The organism is Pantoea sp. Lij88, assembly GCF_030062155.1.
In the GTDB taxonomy this organism is placed as follows: domain Bacteria; phylum Pseudomonadota; class Gammaproteobacteria; order Enterobacterales; family Enterobacteriaceae; genus Pantoea.
The window spans coordinates 437,923-457,762 of record NZ_CP118269.1 but is presented as its reverse complement, the minus strand read 5'-3'; the positions used below and the strand labels follow the sequence as shown (position 1 = coordinate 457,762).

The following is a 19,840-nucleotide window of genomic DNA, read 5'->3' as shown; positions in this document are numbered from 1 at the left end:
CCCCGATTATTTCTTGATCGGTTTACGCGGACCCTTACGGGTACGTGCGTTGGTCTTAGTACGCTGACCGCGAACCGGAAGACCACGACGATGGCGCAAACCACGGTAGCAACCAAGGTCCATAAGACGCTTGATGCTCAGGGTGATTTCACGGCGCAGATCACCTTCTACAACGAATTTCGCAACTGCATCACGCAGCTGATCAATTTGTTCTTCAGACAGCTCACTGATCTTAACATTTTCAGCAATACCCGTTGAAGCGCAGATGGCTTTTGAACGGGTTTTACCGATACCGAAGATCGAAGTTAATGCGATAACGGTATGTTTTTGATCAGGAATGTTAATGCCTGCTATACGGGCCACTATGCACTCCTATAATTAAACAAGCACGTCCCATGCTGAAAAGCCCGTTTTCAGGATACTCAAATGGAAACGCACTGACATACAAAAGATTGGCTGGCTAATCTAGCCAGCTCAACCCGACTTTGCAAGAAAAATATGTGACAAAATCAGCCTTGGCGCTGTTTATGCTTTGGCTCGGCGCTGCAGATCACACGGACGACACCGTCGCGACGAATGATTTTGCAGTTACGACATAATCTCTTGACGGAAGCACGAACTTTCATTTTTACTCTCCGTAACTTCTCAACCAACTGAATTAACGGCCGTAGCCTTTCAGGTTAGCTTTCTTCAGTGCCGACTCATACTGACTTGACATCATCAGAGTTTGCACTTGAGCCATAAAGTCCATGATGACGACAACTACGATAAGCAGTGAAGTACCGCCAAAGTAGAAGGGAACCTTCATCGCATCACGCATGAACTCCGGGATAAGGCAGATAAACGTAATGTAGAGAGCGCCGATTAAGGTCAGTCGCGTCATTACTTTATCAATATACTTCGCCGTTTGCTCTCCCGGACGAATTCCCGGTACGAATGCACCAGACTTCTTCAGGTTATCTGCTGTTTCACGTGGGTTGAAAACCAACGCCGTATAGAAGAAACAGAAGAAGATGATTGCAGTCGCATAGAGTAGCACATAAAGCGGCTGTCCTGGCTGCAAATACAGCGAAATTGTTGTCAGCCAGTTCCAACCGGTACCGCCCCCAAACCACGATGCAATCGTTGCCGGGAACAGAATAATGCTGGAAGCAAAGATGGCTGGAATTACACCCGCCATGTTCACTTTCAACGGTAAATGTGTGCTCTGTGCAGCGTAAACGCGACGACCTTGCTGACGTTTTGCGTAGTTCACCACAATGCGGCGTTGACCACGTTCAACGAAGATAACAAAGAAGGTCACTGCGAATACGAGTACTGCAACCAACAGCAACAGAAGGAAGTGCAGGTCGCCTTGCCGCGCTTGCTCGATGGTATGGCCAATGGCCGGCGGGAGACCCGCAACGATACCTGCGAAGATAATGATCGAAATACCGTTACCGATACCACGTTCAGTAATCTGTTCGCCCAGCCACATCAGGAACATCGTTCCTGAGACCAGACTCACAACAGCGGTAAAGTAGAAGGCAAAGCCTGGATTCATTACCAGGCCTTGCATCCCTGGCATATTCGGCAGACCGGTAGCAATACCGATCGACTGAAATATGGCCAATACCAACGTACCGTATCGGGTGTACTGGCTAATCTTACGACGGCCAGCCTCCCCTTCTTTCTTAATTTCCGCTAACGCTGGATGAACCACCGTTAATAACTGGATGATAATCGATGCCGAAATATACGGCATGATGCCCAGCGCGAAAATAGAAGCACGGCTGAGAGCACCACCAGAGAACATGTTAAACATTTCAATGATGGTGCCACGCTGTTGCTCAAGCAGTTTGGCAAGTACAGTGGCATCAATACCAGGGATTGGAATGAAAGAGCCAATACGGAAGACAATGAGTGCGCCGATTACAAACAGCAGTCTGCGTTTCAGCTCACCAAAGCCGCCTTTGGCACTTTGAAAATCTAATCCCGGTTGTTTAGCCATCTGCTACTTATTCCTCGATTTTACCGCCAGCAGCTTCGATTGCAGCACGCGCACCTTTAGTGACACGCAGACCGCGAACCGTTACCGGTGTAGATACTTCACCAGACAGAATTACTTTAACGAATTCAATCTGAACACCGACAATGTTGGCTGCTTTCAGCGCGTTCAGGTCGACGATACCGCCTTCAACTTTCGCCAGATCAGACAGACGAATCTCTGTAGTGATCATTGATTTGCGAGAGGTGAAACCGAACTTCGGCAGACGACGGTACAGAGGCATCTGACCACCTTCGAAACCGCGACGTACGCCACCGCCAGAACGTGAGTTCTGACCTTTGTGACCACGACCACCGGTTTTTCCGAGGCCAGAACCGATACCACGACCCAGACGCTTGGAAGCGTGCTTAGACCCTTCGGCCGGAGACAGAGTATTTAAACGCATCTCTTACTCCTCCACTTTAACCATATAGGAAACCGCGTTAACCATACCGCGTACAGCAGGCGTGTCTTCACGCTCAACGGTGTGGCCAATACGACGCAGACCCAGGCCAACCAGAGTGGCTTTATGCTTAGGCAAGCGGCCGATTGAACTACGGGTTTGAGTGATTTTAATAGTCTTAGCCATCGTGATTACCCCAGAATTTCTTCAACGGATTTACCACGCTTAGCAGCGACCATTTCCGGAGATTTCATATTGCCCAGGCCGTCGATAGTTGCACGAACCACGTTAATCGGGTTTGTAGAACCATAGGCTTTTGCCAGTACGTTATGAACTCCAGCGACTTCCAGAACGGCGCGCATTGCACCACCGGCAATAATACCGGTACCTTCTGAAGCCGGCTGCATGAACACGCGGGAACCCGTGTGTGCACCTTTAACTGGGTGCTGCAGGGTGCCGTTGGTCAGCGCGACGTTAACCATGTTGCGACGGGCTTTCTCCATCGCTTTCTGGATCGCTGCTGGAACTTCACGCGCTTTACCGTAACCAAAACCTACGCGACCATTACCATCGCCTACCACAGTCAGTGCTGTGAAGGAGAAGATACGACCACCTTTAACAGTTTTAGAAACACGGTTTACCGCGATCAGTTTTTCCTGCAGTTCGCCAGCTTGTTTCTCGATGTGTGCCATCTTAGACCTCTACCTTAGAACTGAAGGCCAGCTTCACGGGCAGCATCTGCCAGTGCCTGGACGCGACCATGATATTGGAAACCGGAACGGTCGAAAGAAACACCAGTGATGCCTTTTTCGATTGCGCGTTCTGCGATAGCTTTACCTACTGCAGCTGCGGCTTCTTTATTACCGGTATACTTCAGTTGTTCAGTGATAGCTTTTTCTACAGTAGAAGCAGCGACCAGAACTTCGGAACCGTTCGGGGCGATTACCTGTGCGTAAATATGACGCGGGGTACGATGTACCACCAGGCGAGTAGCACCCAGCTCTTTGAGCTTGCGACGTGCACGGGTCGCACGACGGATACGAGCAGATTTCTTATCCATAGTGTTACCTTACTTCTTCTTAGCCTCTTTGGTACGCACGACTTCGTCGGCGTAACGGACACCCTTGCCTTTATAAGGCTCAGGACGACGGTAGGCGCGCAGGTCCGCTGCAACCTGACCAATCAGCTGTTTATCAGCGCCTTTCAGCACGATCTCAGTCTGAGTTGGACATTCTGCAGTGATACCCGCGGGCAGCTGGTGATCGACTGGATGAGAAAAGCCCAGAGACAGGTTAACCACGTCGCCTTTAACGGCTGCACGATAACCTACACCAACCAGCTGCAGCTTCTTAGTGAAGCCTTCGGTAACACCGATAACCATTGCGTTCAGCAGCGCGCGAGAAGTACCCGCCTGCGCCCAGCCGTCAACGAAACCTTCGCGCGGAGCGAAAGTCAGAGCGTTGTCAGCATGCTTAACTTCAACAGCATCATTGATAGTACGAGTCAGCTCGCCGTTTTTACCTTTAATCGAAATTACCTGACCGTTGAGTTTTACCTCTACGCCGGCAGGAACAACGACAGGTGCTTTAGCAACACGAGACATATGTATCCTCCGATTACGCTACGTAGCAGATAATTTCGCCACCAAGACCTGCCTGGCGCGCTGCACGATCAGTCATGACACCTTTAGATGTAGAAACTACAGCGATGCCCATACCAGCCATTACCTTTGGCAGCTCATCTTTTTTCTTATAGATGCGCAGACCAGGACGGCTTACTCGCTGAATGCTTTCTACAACAGCTTTGCCCTGGAAATACTTGAGAGTAAGTTCCAGTTCCAGCTTGATGTCGCCTTCGATTTTGAAATCTTCAATATATCCTTCTTCCTTCAGAACGTTGGCAATTGCCAATTTCAGCTTGGAGGAAGGCATGGTGACCGCAACTTTGTTTGCGGCCTGACCGTTACGGATACGGGTCAGCATATCCGCGATCGGATCTTGCATGCTCATCTGTGTTACTCCCGTGATTCAATTGGTGACAATTACCAGCTAGCCTTTTTCAGGCCCGGGATTTCACCGCGCATGGCGGCTTCGCGGACCTTGATACGGCTCAACCCAAACTTCCGCAGGAAACCGTGCGGACGACCTGTTTGACGGCAGCGGTTACGCTGACGCGAAGGGCTGGAATCACGCGGCAGACTCTGCAGCTTCAGAACAGCATCCCAACGATCTTCGTCGGAAGCGTTCACATCAGAGATGATCGCTTTCAGTTCAGCGCGTTTAGCGAAGAATTTGTCTGCTAATTTCGCACGCTTAACTTCGCGTGCTTTCATAGATTGCTTAGCCATTAAGTAACCCTACCTTACTTACGGAACGGGAAGTCAAAGGCAGCCAGCAGAGCACGGCCTTCATCATCAGATTTCGCAGTAGTGGTAATGGTGATATCCAAACCACGAACGCGATCGACTTTGTCGTAGTCGATTTCTGGGAAGATGATCTGCTCACGTACACCCATGCTGTAGTTGCCACGACCATCGAATGACTTAGCGGACAAGCCACGGAAGTCACGGATACGTGGAACAGCAATGGTGACCAGACGCTCAAAGAACTCCCACATGCGCTCGCCACGCAGAGTTACTTTACAGCCGATCGGATAGCCCTGACGGATTTTGAAGCCTGCAACTGATTTGCGTGCTTTGGTGACCAGCGGTTTTTGACCGGAGATTGCTGCCAGGTCAGCTGCTGCGTTATCCAGCAGTTTCTTGTCAGCGATCGCTTCACCAACACCCATGTTCAGGGTGATCTTCTCGACCCGAGGGACTTGCATGACAGAATTGTAGCCAAACTCTGTCATGAGTTTCTGGACTACTTCGTCTTTGTAGTAATCATGCAGTTTCGCCATCGTACTACTCCAAATTACTTGATAGTTTCGCTGTTAGACTTGAAGAAACGGACTTTTTTGCCGTCTTCGAATCTAAAGCCTACACGGTCAGCCTTACCAGTTGCCGCGTTGAACAGTGCAACGTTAGAAACCTGAATAGCAGCTTCTTTTTCAACGATGCCACCTGGTTGGTTCAGGGCCGGAACCGGCTTCTGATGTTTCTTAACCAGGTTGATACCTTCAACGATGACCTTACCAGAAGACAGGACATTCTTAACTTTACCGCGCTTACCTTTATCTTTACCGGTTAACACGATAACTTCGTCGTTACGACGGATTTTAGCTGCCATTGTTCGCTCCTTAGAGTACTTCTGGTGCCAGAGAGATAATTTTCATGAACTTTTCAGTACGAAGTTCACGAGTTACCGGCCCAAAAATACGCGTACCGATAGGCTGCTCACTGTTATTGTTCAGAATAACGCATGCATTACCATCGAAGCGAATGACAGAACCGTCCGGGCGACGAACACCCTTCCTGGTGCGCACCACTACCGCCTTCAGGACATCACCTTTTTTGACTTTACCACGAGGAATTGCTTCCTTGATGGTAACTTTGATGATGTCACCGACGCCTGCGTAGCGACGGTGCGAGCCACCCAGAACCTTGATACACATTACGCGACGTGCACCGGAGTTGTCGGCGACGTTCAGCATAGTCTGTTCTTGGATCATTTTAGTGCTCCGCTAATGTCAACTACTACTTCGGGACCTAAACCTCAGGTCGTTAGAAAGCCCCATAATTGAGGGCGCGGCATTGTAACACCGGTTCTCACAGATGGGTAGAAAAAATAAACGGCTCTCAATCGAGCCGCTGATTTTCCCTGATGACAGGGAGGGCGTATTCTAGGGAATAGTGCGAACAGTAGCAAATGTAATCTGCCTTATTTTTCGTCGCCTCCCAAATAAAGTGCCCTTATGGCTCAACCAGCCAGTTTTCTGGCCAGTTGGTTATGCTGATGCAGCACGGCTGGCAGTTCAATTCCGGCCAGTTGTCCGTTACGCACCCTGACTTTTCCGTTAATGATGCTGTAAGCGACCTGTCCCGGATTACAGAATACCAGGGCGGCGACAGGATCGTGCCCTGCCCCGGCAAGACCGATGCAATTCAGGTCAAAGATCGCTAAGTCAGCCATCATGCCTGGCGCAATGGCGCCCACGTCATTACGATTCAGCACTTTTGCTCCCCCCAGGGTCGCCAGCTCTACTGCCTGACGGGCCGTCATCGCATCCGGGCCGAAACCGACACGTTGCAGCAGCATCGCCTGACGTACCTCTGCCATCATGTCTGAGCTGTCATTGGAGGCGGAGCCATCCACACCTAAACCAACGTGTACGCCGGCATCGCACATGTGCCGTATCGGAGCAATGCCCGAGCCGAGGCGCATGTTCGAGCAGGGACAGTGGGCGATGCCGGTACCGGTGCGCGCAAAGAGCGCTATACCGTGCTGATCCAGTTTAACGCAGTGGGCATGCCAGACATCCGGCCCTACCCAGCCGAGGTCTTCAACATACTGCGCTGGGGTCACGTTGAACTTCTCGCGACTATAACGGATATCGTTGTCGTTCTCCGCCAGATGCGTGTGCATCGAGACCCCGAAGTTACGTGCCAGCGCAGCGGATTGCTTCATCAGCTCACGGCTGACTGAGAACGGTGAACATGGCGCCACCACGATGCGTAACATCGAGCCGAAGCTGTCATCGTGGTAGCGCTCAATCACGCGCTGCGTATCCTCGAGGATCGCGGCTTCCTTCTCAACCAGCGAATCGGGCGGCAGGCCACCCAGGGATTTACCGACGCTCATGCTGCCCCGACTCGCATGGAAGCGCATGCCCATTACGGCTGCAGCCTCAATACTGTCGTCCAGCTTACAGCCATTAGGGTAGACATAGAGGTGGTCACTGGTCGTGGTGCAGCCGGAGAGCATTAACTCAGCCATCGAAATCTGCGTTGAGATATGAATCATCTCAGGCGTCAGATTTTGCCATAGTGGGTAAAGGTGGGTCAGCCAGTTGAACAGTTCACCGTTTTGTACTGCAGGGATGGCGCGGGTCAGGCTCTGGTACATATGATGATGCGTATTGATCAGGCCAGGAATAACGATGTGTCCCCGCAGATCGATAATCTCATCCGCGCTATCGGGTAACGATTCTGCTTCCCCGACCGCAACGATCTGATTGCCTTTTATCAGAATGCTGGCGTTCCGTATTTCGCGACGGTCGGCATCCATGCAGACTACGCATTCGGCATTCTTCAGTAACAGCGTTCGTTCCATGCTATAGCCCGTGGGTTGTGATTGTCTGCTCCCCGATAAAAGCGGCAAGCTTTTGGCAGGGCCAATAGCAGGTTACGCAGCAACCAGTGGCAACCCGATCAGTGAATGGCGTAAGCAGTCATGACTCTCCATTTTCACGGCACGTTTCTCTGTAAGGTGATGTTAACGCAGTCCTCTGCGGCCTGGAGCGTCTCCGCTTAGCTTCGGCAATCGGCTAAATTTTTTAGCACCATCAAATCGGGATTGTCACCGGCACAAAGGAAACAACTCCGGATCACAGGCAAAAAAAAACCCCCTGCCGAAGCAGAGGGTTTCCTCAGAAAAAACAATTCTTATTACAGAACCGCTTTCTCGATTACGCGAACCAGGGTCCAGGATTTAGTCTTGGACAGTGGACGGCATTCGCGGATTTCTACCACGTCACCAATTCCACATTCATTGTTCTCGTCATGGATGTGCAGCTTGGTCGTACGTTTAATGAATTTGCCGTAGATCGGGTGTTTCACGAAACGTTCGATAGCAACAACTGCAGATTTCTGCATTTTGTCACTTACTACACGACCCTGCAGAGTACGGATTTTATCGGTCATTACGAACCCGCCTTCTCAGTCAGTAAAGTCTTAACGCGTGCAACATCACGGCGAACCTGTTTCAGCAGATGAGTCTGCTGCAGTTGGCCAGATGCTGCCTGCATGCGCAGGTTAAATTGCTCACGCAGCAGATTAAGCAGCTCAGTGTTCAGCTCTTCAACGCTTTTTTCACGCAGCTCAGTTGCTTTCATTACATCACCGTCTTAGTTACAAAGGTGGTTTTGATAGGCAGTTTTGCTGCTGCCAGCTTGAATGCTTCACGGGCCAGCTCTTCTGGTACGCCGTCCATTTCATACAGGACTTTACCAGGCTGGATCAGGGCAACCCAATACTCTACGTTACCCTTACCTTTACCCATACGCACTTCCAGCGGCTTCTCGGTGATCGGTTTGTCCGGGAATACTCGGATCCAGATCTTACCTTGACGCTTAACTGCACGGGTCATAGCACGACGTGCTGCTTCGATCTGACGAGCAGTCAGACGACCACGGCCAACAGCTTTCAGACCGAAAGTACCGAAGCTGACATCCGTACCCGCAGCCAGACCGCGGTTACGGCCTTTGTGCACTTTACGGAATTTCGTACGCTTTGGTTGTAACATCAGCGACTCTCCTTACTTACGGCCTTTACGCTGCTGCTTTTTAGGTTGAGCAGCCGGTTCCGGTTGTTCAACAGCAGCCATACCACCCAGGATCTCACCTTTGAAGATCCATACCTTAACGCCGATTACACCATAAGTGGTGTGCGCTTCAGAGGTGTTGTAGTCAATGTCAGCACGCAGAGTGTGCAATGGCACGCGACCTTCACGATACCATTCGGTACGTGCGATCTCGGCGCCACCCAGACGGCCGCTAACTTCGACTTTAATACCCTTCGCGCCAAGACGCATGGCGTTCTGAACTGCACGCTTCATAGCACGACGGAACATCACACGACGCTCCAGCTGTGAAGTGATGCTGTCAGCTACCAGTTTCGCGTCCAGTTCCGGCTTGCGGACTTCGGCGATATTAATCTGTGCAGGAACGCCAGCGATTTTCGCGACGACCGTGCGCAGTTTTTCTACATCTTCGCCTTTCTTACCGATGACGATGCCCGGACGAGCGGTGTGAATAGTCACACGGATGCTCTTCGCTGGACGCTCGATAACGATACGAGAGACAGATGCTTTAGCCAGTTCCTTAGTCAGGAACTGACGGACTTTAAAATCGCTGTCCAGGTTGTCAGCGAATTCATTGGTGTTCGCAAACCAGGTAGAGTTCCATGGTTTTACAATACCCAGGCGAATACCATTAGGATGTACTTTCTGACCCATTGCTAGTCTCCAGAGTCTCAGCGATCGGACACAACCACAGTAATGTGGCTGGTGCGCTTCAGGATGCGATCTGCACGACCTTTGGCACGCGGCATAATGCGTTTCATGGTCGGACCTTCATCAACGAAAATTTTCGTGATTTTCAGATCGTCGATATCAGCGCCATCGTTGTGTTCGGCGTTAGCAATGGCAGATTCCAGAACTTTTTTGACCAGTACAGCCGCTTTCTTATTGGTGTAGGTCAAAATGTCCAGTGCCTGCGACACTTTCTTACCGCGAATCAGGTCAGCAACAAGGCGAACCTTCTGAGCAGAAGAACGAGCGTGGCGATGTTGAGCTAAAGTTTCCATCTCTTCCTCCTACTTATTTCTTCTTGGCTTTTTTATCAGCCGCGTGACCGCGATAAGTACGTGTCGGCGCGAATTCACCCAGTTTGTGACCAACCATTTCGTCGGAAACAAAGACAGGAACGTGCTGACGACCATTATGGACAGCGATGGTCAAACCGATCATGTTAGGAAAGATCGTTGAACGACGGGACCAAGTGCGCAAAGGCTTCTTGTCACCGCTTTCCACCGCTTTCTCTACCTTCTTCAGCAAGTGCAGGTCAATAAAAGGACCTTTCTTGAGAGAACGTGGCATGGCTTATCCTCTAATATTATTTGCTACGGCGACGTACGATAAACTTATCGGTACGCTTGTTGCTACGGGTCTTCTTACCTTTGGTCTGAACGCCCCACGGAGTTACCGGGTGCTTACCAAAGTTACGACCTTCACCACCACCGTGCGGGTGATCAACTGGGTTCATCGCGGTACCACGAACGGTCGGACGAACACCACGCCAACGGGCTGCACCAGCTTTACCCAGAACGCGAAGCATATGCTCAGCGTTGCCGACTTCGCCCAGTGTTGCGCGGCAGTCAGACTCGACTTTACGCATTTCACCAGAACGCAGACGCAGGGTAACGTAAGAACCTTCACGCGCAACGATCTGCACGTAAGCACCGGCTGAGCGAGCAATCTGACCGCCTTTGCCTGGTTTCATTTCTACGTTATGCACGGTTGAACCCACCGGGATGTTACGCATCGGCAGAGTGTTACCTGCTTTGATCGCAGCATCAACGCCAGATTGGATCTGGTCGCCGGCTTTCAGGCCTTTAGGGGCCAGGATGTAACGGCGCTCGCCGTCTTTGTACAGAACCAGTGCGATGTTCGCAGAGCGGTTCGGATCGTACTCAAGACGTTCAACAATTGCCGGGATACCATCTTTGTTGCGTTTGAAGTCAACAATACGATATGCCTGCTTGTGACCACCACCGATATGACGGGTAGTGATACGACCATTGTTGTTACGGCCACCGGATTTGCTGTTTTTTTCTACCAGCGGGGCGAATGGTTTGCCCTTGTGCAGCTCCGCGTTTACCACTTTAACTACATGGCGACGACCCGGAGATGTCGGTTTACATTTAACAACTGCCATTGTCTTTCTCCTCCGACTTACTCAGCGCCGCCAGCGAAGTCCAGATTCTGGCCTTCTTTCAGGGTGACGTAAGCTTTTTTCCAGTCGCTACGACGACCGATACGCTGTCCTTGACGCTTAACTTTGCCCTTAACTACCAGGGTGTTTACGTCTTTAACTTCTACTTCGAACAGTTTCTCAACAGCAGCAACGATCTCTGCTTTGGTCGCGTCATTAGCAACTTTGAGAACGATGGTATTGGTTTTTTCCATCGCGCTAGATGCTTTTTCAGATACGTGCGGCGCGCGCAGTACTTTCAGCAGACGTTCTTCACGGATCATGCCAGCATCTCCTCAACTTGCTTAACTGCATCAGCAGTCATAACGACTTTGTCGAAGGCGATCAGGCTAACTGGGTCGATACCGGATGCATCACGTACGTCAACCTTGTACAGGTTACGCGCAGCCAGGAACAGATTCTCATCCAGTTCACCGGTGATGATCAGCACGTCTTCCAGAGCCATGTCTTTCAGTTTCTGTACCAGCAGCTTGGTTTTCGGTGCTTCTACAGCAAATGATTCGACAACGATCAGACGATCTTGACGTACCAGTTCGGACAGGATGCTTTTCAGCGCGCCGCGGTACATCTTTTTGTTAACTTTTTGACTGTGGTCCTGCGGCTTCGCAGCAAAGGTCACACCACCTGAACGCCAGATTGGGCTCTTTACAGAACCTGCACGCGCACGGCCGGTGCCTTTTTGACGCCATGGCTTTTTGCCTGAACCGGTTACTTCGGCGCGAGTTTTCTGCGCACGAGTACCCTGGCGGGCGCCAGATGCGTAAGCAACAACAACCTGGTGAACCAGCGCTTCGTTGAAATCACGACCGAAGGTAGTTTCGGAAACAGTCAGCGCGCTCTGCGCGTCTTTCAATACTAATTCCATTGCTATCCCCTTACGCCTTCACAGCTGGTTTAACGATCAGGTCGCTACCGGTAGCACCGGGAACTGCACCTTTAACCAGCAGCAGGTTGCGCTCAGCGTCAACACGTACTACGTCCAGACTCTGAACGGTTACGCGCTCATTACCCAGCTGACCTGCCATTTTCTTGCCTTTGAACACTTTGCCCGGAGTCTGGTTCTGACCGATAGAACCCGGAACGCGGTGAGACAAGGAGTTACCGTGAGTAGCGTCCTGGGTACGGAAGTTCCAGCGCTTAACGGTACCGGCGAAACCTTTACCTTTAGAGGTACCGGTTACGTCAACTTTCTTAACTTCAGCGAAAATCTCAACGCTGATGCTCTGACCTACAGAGTATTCTTCACCTTCAGCGGTGCGGAATTCCCACAGGCCACGGCCAGCTTCAACGCCAGCTTTAGCAAAATGACCAGCTTCAGGTTTGGTCACACGGTTTGCTTTTTTAGCACCGGTGGTAACCTGAATTGCCTGGTAACCGTCGTTTTCCAGGCCTTTAACCTGAGTAACGCGGTTCGCTTCAACTTCGATTACGGTGACGGGGATAGAAACGCCATCTTCAGTGAAGATGCGGGTCATGCCCACTTTTTTACCGACTAAACCAATCATTGTTTCAACCTCTCAATCGCTCGATGACCTGATTAACCCAGGCTGATCTGCACGTCAACACCGGCAGCCAGATCCAGACGCATCAGAGCATCAACGGTTTTTTCAGTTGGCTCAACGATGTCTACCAGACGCTTGTGAGTGCGGATTTCGTACTGATCACGCGCATCTTTGTTAACGTGCGGAGAGATCAGAACAGTAAAACGCTCTTTGCGGGTTGGCAGCGGGATTGGACCACGAACCTGCGCACCAGTGCGCTTGGCGGTCTCAACGATTTCCGCGGTTGATTGATCGATCAGACGATGATCAAACGCTTTAAGACGGATACGGATTCTTTGGTTCTGCATGAGACCAGAGCTCCAAACTTTTTATAGACGAAAAAAATTACTACTCGAGCCCATTACGATTGATGGGAGAGTGTAATCGTTCAGCATATAACTCCCCAATTGGGAGTATTGTCAGGCGGCCTATATTTCAGCCGTCTGCGATTCTGCTCGAATCGCGCCAGCAATATCTGCAGGCCCGCGCATTATACGTAAATCTGTTCAGGAAGCAACCCGTGTTGGTCTTTTCCCTGATAATTAGTGGCCGATTCGTGAGGCCCGCGCCGCATTGCCCTGCTGTATGGCTGAGAAATCACTCATGAGGCTGTGAGCGCATTTCCGCTCTTCTTCATCCGTAGATGACACAGAACCGGAAGACGATGAGAGTGCCTGTAACCTTTAGTCCGGAGCATTATCATGTCGCTTACTCTCATCACTCAGATTGCTGTGCTGGCTGGCGGAGGCGCATTGGGCAGCTTTCTTTCGCTGGCCTGTGTGCGCTTCTCCCCCGCCCTCTCACCTGCTCAGTGGTTTGCCACGCTCTGTTTTCCTGGGTCACGGTGTGAACATTGCCAGCAACGCCTGCTGTGGCGTGACGTTCTGCCACTGGTCAGCTGGCCGATGCTGAAAGGACGGTGCCGCTTCTGTCTGCATCCGTTCGGTACAGCCAGCTTTATCAAAGAATGGCTGATTGCCCTGCTCTGCCTGCTGGTGCTGCAAAGCTTTACCGGACCTGCAGATGCTACGTTTATCATCACTGCCTCATGCCTGTTACTCCTGGTGGCTGCCATTGATCGTCACCACTTCTGTATACCTGACCCGCTCAGCTATCTGCTTCTCTGGCTGGGATTACTCCACGCCAGTGTGACCGGAAATGAAACAGCGGCGATATGGGGCGCCCTGTCGGGCTACTGTGCGTTGTGGCTGCTTGCCTGGAGCTATCGGCTGGTTCGGGGATACGAAGGGTTAGGTTATGGCGATATGAAGCTTTTTGCGGCGTTAGGGGCGTGCTGTGGCTGGCAGGCATTACCCTGGATTGCGCTGGGTGCCACTTTACTGGCGCTGGCGACTATCATGATGCTGCAACGGTGGGATTCGATTCCGGGGGACAGCCCGCTACCGTTTGGCCCTTTCCTGGCCATCGCGGGCTGGGTAACAATTGTTCTGCAAACCCGATTCACTCTTCTTTGATTTGAGCCTGCAGATAGTTCTGGATACCCATCTTCTGGATTAGCTCGAGTTCTGTCTCGATCCAGTCGATGTGATGTTCTTCATCAGCCAGGATTTCAATCATCATGTCACGGCTGACATAGTCATGCACTTTGTCGGCATAGGAGATGGCTTCACGAAGATCTTTAGCGCCTTCGAGTTCCAGATTCAGGTCTGAACTCAGCATCTCCTCAACGTCTTCCCCGATTCGCAGACGTCCCAGATCCTGAAGGTTTGGGATCCCTTCAAGAAAAAGAATGCGCTCAATATACTTATCGGCATGCTTCATCTCGTCGATCGATTCGTGGTACTCCACATCATTGAGGCGCGTCAGACCCCAGTTCTTAAACATGCGCGCATGCAGGAAGTACTGATTGATGGCAACCAGTTCATTTCCAAGCAGTTTGTTGAGATGACTGATAACTTTGATATCGCCCTTCATTGTTAACCCTCCGCGTCTGGTTTATTAGAGCGTAGATGTGGTTAAAAAGAAGTCAAAAAAACGCGACAGATATTGTGGGTATTCACACACCAGGAGTTAATCAGGCTATCTCTTTATAGAGCGGTGCATGTTGCATCTCTTCATCCATGATTTCCCGCGCAGCGCGAACGCATTTGCCGCACTGTTTGCCGACCGGCACAAACTGGCGCAGTTGCTGGATAGATTTAGGCTGATAGCGACGCACGACTTCACGAAGGGTTTTATCACTAATGGCATTACAGAGGCAGACGTACATTGATTCATCACTCAGGTACATTTTCTGTACACAGTGTAAATGCGAATCGTTTTTATTACAAACCCACCCTTTGCAGGGTTATGCCCTGATTTAAGCCAAAAAAAAGAGCACCGAAGTGCTCTTTTCACTGTGTTGCAGTGGCCGTTAGCACGACCACAGCAGATACCACAATTAAGCGATAACTTTAGCAACAACACCCGCGCCAACGGTACGGCCACCTTCGCGGATTGCGAAGCGCAGACCTTCGTCCATTGCGATTGGGTGGATCAGGGTAACAACCATTTTGATGTTGTCGCCTGGCATGACCATTTCAACGCCTTCTGGCAGCTCTACTGAGCCGGTTACGTCAGTTGTACGGAAGTAGAACTGTGGACGATAGCCTTTGAAGAACGGAGTATGGCGACCACCTTCGTCTTTAGACAGAACGTAAACTTCTGACTCGAACTGGGTGTGCGGCTTGATTGAGCCTGGCTTAGCCAGAACCTGGCCACGCTGGATGTCTTCACGCTTGATACCACGCAGCAGAACACCACAGTTTTCGCCTGCCTGACCCTGGTCCAGCAGCTTACGGAACATCTCAACACCGGTACAGGTTGATTTCACGGTATCTTTGATACCAACGATTTCAACTTCGTCGCCGACTTTAACGATGCCGCGCTCAACACGACCGGTAACAACGGTACCACGGCCAGAGATTGAGAATACGTCTTCGATTGGCAGCAGGAACGGCTTATCGATTGCACGCTGTGGTTCTGGGATGTAGCTATCCAGATGCTCAGCCAGTTCCAGGATTTTCGCTTCCCACTCAGGCTGACCTTCCAGCGCTTTCAGAGCAGAACCACGAACGATTGGAGTGTCGTCGCCTGGGAAGTCATATGCTGACAGCAGGTCACGAACTTCCATTTCTACCAGTTCCAGCAGCTCTTCATCATCAACCATGTCACACTTGTTCAGGAACACGATGATGTAAGGAACGCCAACCTGACGACCCAGCAGGATGTGCTCACGAGTCTGTGGCATAGGGCCATCAGTCGCAGCAACAACCAGGATCGCGCCGTCCATCTGCGCAGCACCGGTGATCATGTTTTTCACATAGTCGGCGTGGCCTGGGCAGTCAACGTGCGCATAGTGGCGAGTTGGGGTTTCATACTCAACGTGTGAAGTGTTGATGGTGATACCACGTGCTTTCTCTTCTGGTGCGTTATCGATCTGATCGAATGCACGAGCCTGGCCACCGAAAGTTTTAGACAGTACGGTGGTGATAGCTGCAGTCAGGGTGGTTTTACCGTGGTCGACGTGACCGATGGTGCCCACGTTTACGTGCAGTTTGTTACGCTGAAATTGCTCTTTCGCCATGGCGATAATTCCTTACGTTGTGCCTTCACCATCTGGGTGAAGGCATCAGTTCAAATTTAAACCGTAGCTTATTTGCTACGAGCTTCAATAACGGCCTGCGCTACGTTGTTCGGCGCATCGTCATACTTCAGGAACTCCATGGAGTAAGAAGCACGACCTTTGGTCAGAGAACGCAGCTGAGTTGCGTATCCGAACATCTCAGACAACGGAACTTCAGCGTGAATCTGAACGCCAGTAGCGTTAGATTCCTGCCCTTTGAGCATACCACGACGACGGCTAAGGTCACCGATGACATCACCCGTGTTCTCTTCTGGCGTTTCAACTTCAACCTTCATGATAGGTTCAAGCAGAACAGGTGTCGCTTGTTTAAAGCCTTGTTTGAAGGCAATAGACGCGGCCAGTTTAAACGCCAGTTCTGAGGAGTCGACATCATGGTATGAACCATAGTGCAGACGAACGCCCAGATCCACAACCGGATAGCCAGCCAGAGGGCCTGATTTCAGCTGCTCCTGGATACCTTTATCAACCGCAGGGATGTATTCACCAGGAATCACACCACCTTTGATGTCGTTGACAAATTCGTAGCCTTTCGGGTTCGAACCAGGCTCCAGTGGGTACATGTCGATAACAACATGACCGAACTGACCACGACCACCAGACTGCTTGGCGTGTTTACCTTCAACGTCGGTAACTTTGGTACGAATCGCTTCACGGTAAGCAACCTGTGGTTTACCCACGTTTGCTTCAACGTTGAATTCACGCTTCATACGGTCAACGATGATGTCGAGGTGAAGTTCACCCATACCGGCGATGATGGTCTGGTTAGATTCTTCATCAGTCCATACGCGGAATGATGGATCTTCTTTCGCCAGACGGCCCAGAGCCAGACCCATTTTTTCCTGGTCAGCTTTGGTTTTCGGCTCAACGGCGATAGAGATTACCGGCTCCGGGAACTCCATGCGCTCAAGGATGATGACGTTATCTGGATCACACAGGGTGTCACCAGTGGTCACATCTTTCAGGCCGATCGCAGCTGCGATATCACCCGCACGAACTTCTTTAATCTCTTCACGCTTGTTAGCGTGCATCTGAACGATACGGCCCAGACGCTCACGGTTTGACTTAACCGGGTTGAACACGGTGTCACCCGTATTAACCACACCAGAGTAAACGCGGAAGAAGGTTAAGTTACCTACGAACGGGTCGGTAGCGATTTTGAACGCCAGTGCAGCAAACGGCTCGTTGTCATCAGAGTGACGAACAGCCGGCGTGTCTTTACCGTCGTCCAGCATACCGTTAATCGCGGTAACGTCAGTCGGTGCTGGCAGATATTCAACAACTGCATCCAGCATCGCCTGAACACCTTTGTTCTTAAATGCAGAACCACAGGTTACCAGGATGATTTCGTTGTTCAGAACACGCTTACGCAGAGAGGTTTTGATCTCTTCTTCAGTCAGTTCTTCACCACCGAAGAATTTCTCCATCAGCTCATCAGAGCCTTCAGCAGCGGCTTCAACCAGCTTCGCATGCCATTCTTCAGCCAGTGCCTGCATATCAGCTGGGATATCTTCGTATTCGAAGGTGACACCCTGGTCTGCGTCGTTCCAGTTGATCGCTTTCATTTTGATCAGGTCAACAACACCAGTGAATTTCTCTTCTGCGCCGATAGCCAGCTGCAGAGGAACTGGAGTTGCGCCCAGACGTGATTCGATCTGACCAACAACTTTCAGGAAGTTAGCACCCATGCGGTCCATTTTGTTAACGAACGCGATGCGTGGAACTTTATATTTGTTAGCCTGACGCCATACGGTCTCAGACTGCGGCTGAACACCACCAACTGCACAGTAAACCATTACCGCGCCATCAAGCACACGCATAGAACGTTCAACTTCGATGGTGAAGTCAACGTGTCCTGGGGTGTCGATGATATTGATGTGGTGTGGTTCAAACTGCTTGGCCATACCAGACCAGTAACAGGTGGTCGCAGCGGAAGTGATGGTAATACCACGTTCCTGTTCCTGCTCCATCCAGTCCATAGTTGCTGCGCCGTCGTGTACTTCACCGATTTTGTGGTTTACACCGGTGTAGAACAGAACGCGTTCGGTAGTGGTAGTCTTACCGGCGTCGATGTGCGCACTGATACCGATATTACGGTAGCGAGCAATGGGTGTTTTACGAGCCATTTGATTCCTCTGATTCTCGGACGTTCAAGGTAAGTCGACCCCAGCGGGTTGGCTGATTGAGCGCCCGCTGGTTTAACAACTACGTGGTGATTACCAACGGTAGTGTGCGAACGCCTTGTTGGCTTCTGCCATGCGGTGAACGTCTTCACGTTTCTTAACTGCAGTACCTTTGTTCTCTGCAGCATCAGAAAGTTCGTTCGCCAGGCGAAGAGCCATTGATTTATCACCGCGTTTACGAGCAGCATCTACGATCCAGCGCATTGCCAGAGCATTACGACGAACCGGACGGACTTCTACTGGTACCTGATAAGTAGAACCACCAACGCGACGTGACTTAACTTCGACAGTCGGGCGCACGTTTTCGAGGGCTACTTCAAAAGATTCCAGTGCGTTTTTACCTGAACGCTGAGCCAGGGTCTCAAGCGCGGTATAAACGATTGATTCTGCAGTAGATTTCTTACCATCTACCATCAGGATATTTACAAATTTGGCCAGCAGCTCTGATCCGAACTTAGGATCTGGCAGAATTTTACGCTGACCAATGACGCGACGACGTGGCATGGAAATACTCCGTTGTTAATTCAGGATTGTCCAAAACTCTATGAGTTTATTATGACATTTAATTTAAAACGTTTGGCCTTACTTAACGGAGAACCATTAAGCCTTTGGCTTCTTCACGCCGTACTTGGAGCGAGCCTGCTTACGGTCTTTAACACCTGAGCAGTCAAGCGCGCCACGAACGGTGTGGTAACGCACACCTGGCAAGTCTTTTACACGACCGCCACGGATCAGGATCACGGAGTGTTCCTGCAGGTTATGACCTTCACCACCAATGTAGGAGGTAACTTCAAAACCGTTGGTCAAACGCACACGGCAGACTTTACGCAGTGCGGAGTTTGGTTTCTTAGGAGTGGTGGTGTACACACGAGTACAAACGCCACGTTTTTGCGGGCAAGCTTCCAGCGCCGGCACGTTGCTCTTTGCAACTTTGCGGACGCGTGGTTTGCGAACCAGCTGGTTAACTGTTGCCATTAAATAGCTCCTGGATTTGCTTTTGCTTCGTAAACACGTAATAAATCGCCTCGTAGAATTACGAGGAGGCAGAATTTTAGGGCTGAGTCAAAGGGGTGTCAAGAAATAACCAGGTTTTAGCCGATTACCACACGATTTGTTGCTGATGCCTCATCGTTAGCGTGACAAAGCCATTATAGTCGATTGACTGCACGCTGGTCGAAATTTGTCCAGCGAGACCGCGAGCCTGAACATCCTCGTCCAGTACCCACAGTGTCGCTTCGCTCTCTGAGAGCCGCATCAATGCGCGACTGCCGGCTAAGGCAGCCAGCACGCCATCCTGCAGCAACAGCAGGTCATCGCCTGCACCCGCCATTAAAAGCAGGGTCTCAAGGTCACTGTGTGCCGGTGAGTGCATTAAAGTGTGCAGCATTAGCG

At 51.0% G+C, this 19,840-nt stretch carries 33 protein-coding genes; 1 reads left to right on the top strand and 32 read right to left on the bottom strand.

Translation table 11 applies throughout. From position 1 onward, the window contains the following. Positions 1-6: 6 nt before the first annotated feature. The 25 genes from rpsM to rpsJ all read right to left on the bottom strand — a co-directional run bounded on the left by rpsM (position 7) and on the right by rpsJ (position 12,930). On the bottom strand, positions 7-363 hold the full coding sequence (rpsM, locus tag PU624_RS06040; RefSeq protein WP_003850176.1) for a 30S ribosomal protein S13: 357 nt from the start codon (positions 361-363) through the stop codon (positions 7-9). A gap of 146 nt (positions 364-509) precedes the next feature. After that, positions 510-626 carry a 50S ribosomal protein L36 gene (gene rpmJ / locus PU624_RS06035; protein ID WP_010252805.1) on the bottom strand — a complete coding sequence of 39 codons (117 nt, stop codon included), beginning with the start codon at positions 624-626 and terminating at the stop codon, positions 510-512. Between the two features lie 32 nt (positions 627-658). Beyond that, positions 659-1,990, bottom strand: coding sequence for a preprotein translocase subunit SecY (secY, locus tag PU624_RS06030; protein WP_003850175.1), 1,332 nt, complete (start codon positions 1,988-1,990; stop codon positions 659-661). Between the two features lie 7 nt (positions 1,991-1,997). Next, positions 1,998-2,432 carry a 50S ribosomal protein L15 gene (rplO, locus tag PU624_RS06025; protein WP_090967264.1) on the bottom strand — a complete coding sequence of 145 codons (435 nt, stop codon included), beginning with the start codon at positions 2,430-2,432 and terminating at the stop codon, positions 1,998-2,000. Positions 2,433-2,435: 3 nt separating this feature from the next. Next, complete coding sequence (gene rpmD / locus PU624_RS06020; protein ID WP_003850166.1) at positions 2,436-2,615, bottom strand: 50S ribosomal protein L30; 180 nt, start codon at positions 2,613-2,615, stop codon at positions 2,436-2,438. 5 nt (positions 2,616-2,620) lie between these two features. Next, the gene (gene rpsE / locus PU624_RS06015; RefSeq protein ID WP_003850164.1) at positions 2,621-3,121 is read right to left on the bottom strand and encodes a 30S ribosomal protein S5; all 501 of its coding nucleotides are present in this window, start codon (positions 3,119-3,121) and stop codon (positions 2,621-2,623) included. Positions 3,122-3,135: 14 nt separating this feature from the next. Beyond that, positions 3,136-3,489 (bottom strand): 50S ribosomal protein L18, encoded by a 354-nt coding sequence (gene rplR, locus PU624_RS06010; protein ID WP_003850163.1) that lies wholly within the window; start codon positions 3,487-3,489, stop codon positions 3,136-3,138. 9 nt (positions 3,490-3,498) lie between these two features. Then, a complete protein-coding gene (gene rplF / locus PU624_RS06005) occupies positions 3,499-4,032 on the bottom strand; it encodes a 50S ribosomal protein L6 (RefSeq protein ID WP_003850161.1) in 534 nt (177 codons plus the stop codon). A gap of 13 nt (positions 4,033-4,045) precedes the next feature. Next, entirely contained in the window at positions 4,046-4,438 is a 393-nt protein-coding gene (rpsH, locus tag PU624_RS06000; RefSeq protein WP_003850158.1) for a 30S ribosomal protein S8, read from the bottom strand. Between the two features lie 32 nt (positions 4,439-4,470). After that, entirely contained in the window at positions 4,471-4,776 is a 306-nt protein-coding gene (rpsN, locus tag PU624_RS05995) for a 30S ribosomal protein S14 (RefSeq protein ID WP_008927132.1), read from the bottom strand. Positions 4,777-4,790: 14 nt separating this feature from the next. Then, on the bottom strand, positions 4,791-5,330 hold the full coding sequence (rplE, locus tag PU624_RS05990) for a 50S ribosomal protein L5 (RefSeq protein ID WP_003850155.1): 540 nt from the start codon (positions 5,328-5,330) through the stop codon (positions 4,791-4,793). 14 nt (positions 5,331-5,344) lie between these two features. After that, positions 5,345-5,659 carry a 50S ribosomal protein L24 gene (gene rplX / locus PU624_RS05985; protein WP_003850150.1) on the bottom strand — a complete coding sequence of 105 codons (315 nt, stop codon included), beginning with the start codon at positions 5,657-5,659 and terminating at the stop codon, positions 5,345-5,347. A 10-nt stretch (positions 5,660-5,669) separates the two neighbouring features. Next, positions 5,670-6,041, bottom strand: a complete 372-nt coding sequence (gene rplN / locus PU624_RS05980; protein WP_006120590.1) for a 50S ribosomal protein L14 — start codon at positions 6,039-6,041, stop codon at positions 5,670-5,672. Positions 6,042-6,289: 248 nt separating this feature from the next. Next, the gene (locus PU624_RS05975) at positions 6,290-7,642 is read right to left on the bottom strand and encodes an 8-oxoguanine deaminase (RefSeq protein ID WP_283546943.1); all 1,353 of its coding nucleotides are present in this window, start codon (positions 7,640-7,642) and stop codon (positions 6,290-6,292) included. A 335-nt stretch (positions 7,643-7,977) separates the two neighbouring features. Next, positions 7,978-8,232 carry a 30S ribosomal protein S17 gene (rpsQ, locus tag PU624_RS05970; RefSeq protein WP_003850147.1) on the bottom strand — a complete coding sequence of 85 codons (255 nt, stop codon included), beginning with the start codon at positions 8,230-8,232 and terminating at the stop codon, positions 7,978-7,980. Further along, positions 8,232-8,423 (bottom strand): 50S ribosomal protein L29, encoded by a 192-nt coding sequence (rpmC, locus tag PU624_RS05965; RefSeq protein ID WP_003850146.1) that lies wholly within the window; start codon positions 8,421-8,423, stop codon positions 8,232-8,234. The genes rpsQ and rpmC overlap by 1 nt, the downstream gene beginning before the upstream one ends. Continuing rightward, positions 8,423-8,833, bottom strand: coding sequence for a 50S ribosomal protein L16 (rplP, locus tag PU624_RS05960; protein ID WP_008927134.1), 411 nt, complete (start codon positions 8,831-8,833; stop codon positions 8,423-8,425). Before rplP ends, rpmC begins: the two co-directional genes overlap by 1 nt. Before the next feature lie 12 nt (positions 8,834-8,845). Then, positions 8,846-9,544 (bottom strand): 30S ribosomal protein S3, encoded by a 699-nt coding sequence (rpsC, locus tag PU624_RS05955; RefSeq protein WP_008927135.1) that lies wholly within the window; start codon positions 9,542-9,544, stop codon positions 8,846-8,848. 17 nt (positions 9,545-9,561) lie between these two features. Continuing rightward, complete coding sequence (gene rplV / locus PU624_RS05950) at positions 9,562-9,894, bottom strand: 50S ribosomal protein L22 (protein ID WP_008927136.1); 333 nt, start codon at positions 9,892-9,894, stop codon at positions 9,562-9,564. 13 nt (positions 9,895-9,907) lie between these two features. After that, positions 9,908-10,186: a 30S ribosomal protein S19 gene (gene rpsS / locus PU624_RS05945; protein WP_001138115.1), complete on the bottom strand. Its 279-nt coding sequence runs from the start codon at positions 10,184-10,186 to the stop codon at positions 9,908-9,910. A 16-nt stretch (positions 10,187-10,202) separates the two neighbouring features. Further along, positions 10,203-11,024 carry a 50S ribosomal protein L2 gene (gene rplB, locus PU624_RS05940; protein ID WP_090967268.1) on the bottom strand — a complete coding sequence of 274 codons (822 nt, stop codon included), beginning with the start codon at positions 11,022-11,024 and terminating at the stop codon, positions 10,203-10,205. 17 nt (positions 11,025-11,041) lie between these two features. Continuing rightward, entirely contained in the window at positions 11,042-11,344 is a 303-nt protein-coding gene (rplW, locus tag PU624_RS05935) for a 50S ribosomal protein L23 (protein WP_003850708.1), read from the bottom strand. Continuing rightward, on the bottom strand, positions 11,341-11,946 hold the full coding sequence (rplD, locus tag PU624_RS05930) for a 50S ribosomal protein L4 (protein WP_003850711.1): 606 nt from the start codon (positions 11,944-11,946) through the stop codon (positions 11,341-11,343). Before rplD ends, rplW begins: the two co-directional genes overlap by 4 nt. 10 nt (positions 11,947-11,956) lie before the next feature. Continuing rightward, positions 11,957-12,586, bottom strand: coding sequence for a 50S ribosomal protein L3 (gene rplC, locus PU624_RS05925; protein WP_003850712.1), 630 nt, complete (start codon positions 12,584-12,586; stop codon positions 11,957-11,959). A 32-nt stretch (positions 12,587-12,618) separates the two neighbouring features. Beyond that, positions 12,619-12,930, bottom strand: a complete 312-nt coding sequence (gene rpsJ / locus PU624_RS05920; protein ID WP_001181005.1) for a 30S ribosomal protein S10 — start codon at positions 12,928-12,930, stop codon at positions 12,619-12,621. 393 nt (positions 12,931-13,323) lie between these two features. Between rpsJ and PU624_RS05915 the strand changes: the two genes are divergently transcribed. After that, a complete protein-coding gene (locus PU624_RS05915) occupies positions 13,324-14,097 on the top strand; it encodes a prepilin peptidase (protein ID WP_283546942.1) in 774 nt (257 codons plus the stop codon). Here PU624_RS05915 and bfr read toward each other — a convergent pair. The 7 genes from bfr to tusB form a co-directional block, all read right to left on the bottom strand. Next, positions 14,084-14,557, bottom strand: coding sequence for a bacterioferritin (gene bfr / locus PU624_RS05910; RefSeq protein WP_013359241.1), 474 nt, complete (start codon positions 14,555-14,557; stop codon positions 14,084-14,086). The two genes, PU624_RS05915 and bfr, sit on opposite strands and share 14 nt — an antisense overlap. A 100-nt stretch (positions 14,558-14,657) precedes the next feature. Then, positions 14,658-14,852, bottom strand: coding sequence for a bacterioferritin-associated ferredoxin (bfd, locus tag PU624_RS05905; RefSeq protein ID WP_033784140.1), 195 nt, complete (start codon positions 14,850-14,852; stop codon positions 14,658-14,660). A gap of 171 nt (positions 14,853-15,023) precedes the next feature. Then, a complete protein-coding gene (gene tuf, locus PU624_RS05900) occupies positions 15,024-16,208 on the bottom strand; it encodes an elongation factor Tu (protein ID WP_283546941.1) in 1,185 nt (394 codons plus the stop codon). A gap of 68 nt (positions 16,209-16,276) precedes the next feature. Continuing rightward, complete coding sequence (gene fusA / locus PU624_RS05895; RefSeq protein ID WP_283546940.1) at positions 16,277-18,391, bottom strand: elongation factor G; 2,115 nt, start codon at positions 18,389-18,391, stop codon at positions 16,277-16,279. A 90-nt stretch (positions 18,392-18,481) separates the two neighbouring features. Further along, positions 18,482-18,952, bottom strand: a complete 471-nt coding sequence (gene rpsG, locus PU624_RS05890) for a 30S ribosomal protein S7 (RefSeq protein WP_003852909.1) — start codon at positions 18,950-18,952, stop codon at positions 18,482-18,484. A gap of 96 nt (positions 18,953-19,048) precedes the next feature. Then, on the bottom strand, positions 19,049-19,423 hold the full coding sequence (gene rpsL, locus PU624_RS05885; protein ID WP_003852912.1) for a 30S ribosomal protein S12: 375 nt from the start codon (positions 19,421-19,423) through the stop codon (positions 19,049-19,051). Positions 19,424-19,547: 124 nt separating this feature from the next. Continuing rightward, complete coding sequence (gene tusB, locus PU624_RS05880; RefSeq protein ID WP_283546939.1) at positions 19,548-19,835, bottom strand: sulfurtransferase complex subunit TusB; 288 nt, start codon at positions 19,833-19,835, stop codon at positions 19,548-19,550. Positions 19,836-19,840: the final 5 nt, after the last annotated feature.

Coding starts and splice junctions, on each gene's coding strand:
- rpmD (WP_003850166.1), bottom strand. CDS start 2,615: ATGGCTAAGACTATTAAAATCACTCAAACCCGTAGTTCAATCGGCCGC.
- PU624_RS05975 (WP_283546943.1), bottom strand. CDS start 7,642: ATGGAACGAACGCTGTTACTGAAGAATGCCGAATGCGTAGTCTGCATG.
- rplE (WP_003850155.1), bottom strand. CDS start 5,330: ATGGCGAAACTGCATGATTACTACAAAGACGAAGTAGTCCAGAAACTC.
- rpsE (WP_003850164.1), bottom strand. CDS start 3,121: ATGGCACACATCGAGAAACAAGCTGGCGAACTGCAGGAAAAACTGATC.
- tusB (WP_283546939.1), bottom strand. CDS start 19,835: ATGCTGCACACTTTAATGCACTCACCGGCACACAGTGACCTTGAGACC.
- rpsC (WP_008927135.1), bottom strand. CDS start 9,544: ATGGGTCAGAAAGTACATCCTAATGGTATTCGCCTGGGTATTGTAAAA.
- rpmJ (WP_010252805.1), bottom strand. CDS start 626: ATGAAAGTTCGTGCTTCCGTCAAGAGATTATGTCGTAACTGCAAAATC.
- tuf (WP_283546941.1), bottom strand. CDS start 16,208: ATGGCGAAAGAGCAATTTCAGCGTAACAAACTGCACGTAAACGTGGGC.
- rpsJ (WP_001181005.1), bottom strand. CDS start 12,930: ATGCAGAACCAAAGAATCCGTATCCGTCTTAAAGCGTTTGATCATCGT.
- rpsG (WP_003852909.1), bottom strand. CDS start 18,952: ATGCCACGTCGTCGCGTCATTGGTCAGCGTAAAATTCTGCCAGATCCT.
- rplN (WP_006120590.1), bottom strand. CDS start 6,041: ATGATCCAAGAACAGACTATGCTGAACGTCGCCGACAACTCCGGTGCA.
- rplP (WP_008927134.1), bottom strand. CDS start 8,833: ATGTTACAACCAAAGCGTACGAAATTCCGTAAAGTGCACAAAGGCCGT.
- fusA (WP_283546940.1), bottom strand. CDS start 18,391: ATGGCTCGTAAAACACCCATTGCTCGCTACCGTAATATCGGTATCAGT.
- rplV (WP_008927136.1), bottom strand. CDS start 9,894: ATGGAAACTTTAGCTCAACATCGCCACGCTCGTTCTTCTGCTCAGAAG.
- secY (WP_003850175.1), bottom strand. CDS start 1,990: ATGGCTAAACAACCGGGATTAGATTTTCAAAGTGCCAAAGGCGGCTTT.
- rplR (WP_003850163.1), bottom strand. CDS start 3,489: ATGGATAAGAAATCTGCTCGTATCCGTCGTGCGACCCGTGCACGTCGC.
- rpsQ (WP_003850147.1), bottom strand. CDS start 8,232: ATGACCGATAAAATCCGTACTCTGCAGGGTCGTGTAGTAAGTGACAAA.
- rplD (WP_003850711.1), bottom strand. CDS start 11,946: ATGGAATTAGTATTGAAAGACGCGCAGAGCGCGCTGACTGTTTCCGAA.
- rplB (WP_090967268.1), bottom strand. CDS start 11,024: ATGGCAGTTGTTAAATGTAAACCGACATCTCCGGGTCGTCGCCATGTA.
- bfr (WP_013359241.1), bottom strand. CDS start 14,557: ATGAAGGGCGATATCAAAGTTATCAGTCATCTCAACAAACTGCTTGGA.
- rplX (WP_003850150.1), bottom strand. CDS start 5,659: ATGGCAGCTAAAATCCGTCGTAACGACGAAGTTATCGTGTTAACCGGT.
- PU624_RS05915 (WP_283546942.1), top strand. CDS start 13,324: ATGTCGCTTACTCTCATCACTCAGATTGCTGTGCTGGCTGGCGGAGGC.
- rpmC (WP_003850146.1), bottom strand. CDS start 8,423: ATGAAAGCAACTGAGCTGCGTGAAAAAAGCGTTGAAGAGCTGAACACT.
- rpsN (WP_008927132.1), bottom strand. CDS start 4,776: ATGGCTAAGCAATCTATGAAAGCACGCGAAGTTAAGCGTGCGAAATTA.
- rpsL (WP_003852912.1), bottom strand. CDS start 19,423: ATGGCAACAGTTAACCAGCTGGTTCGCAAACCACGCGTCCGCAAAGTT.
- rpsH (WP_003850158.1), bottom strand. CDS start 4,438: ATGAGCATGCAAGATCCGATCGCGGATATGCTGACCCGTATCCGTAAC.
- bfd (WP_033784140.1), bottom strand. CDS start 14,852: ATGTACGTCTGCCTCTGTAATGCCATTAGTGATAAAACCCTTCGTGAA.
- rpsS (WP_001138115.1), bottom strand. CDS start 10,186: ATGCCACGTTCTCTCAAGAAAGGTCCTTTTATTGACCTGCACTTGCTG.
- rplF (WP_003850161.1), bottom strand. CDS start 4,032: ATGTCTCGTGTTGCTAAAGCACCTGTCGTTGTTCCTGCCGGCGTAGAG.
- rplW (WP_003850708.1), bottom strand. CDS start 11,344: ATGATCCGTGAAGAACGTCTGCTGAAAGTACTGCGCGCGCCGCACGTA.
- rplC (WP_003850712.1), bottom strand. CDS start 12,586: ATGATTGGTTTAGTCGGTAAAAAAGTGGGCATGACCCGCATCTTCACT.
- rplO (WP_090967264.1), bottom strand. CDS start 2,432: ATGCGTTTAAATACTCTGTCTCCGGCCGAAGGGTCTAAGCACGCTTCC.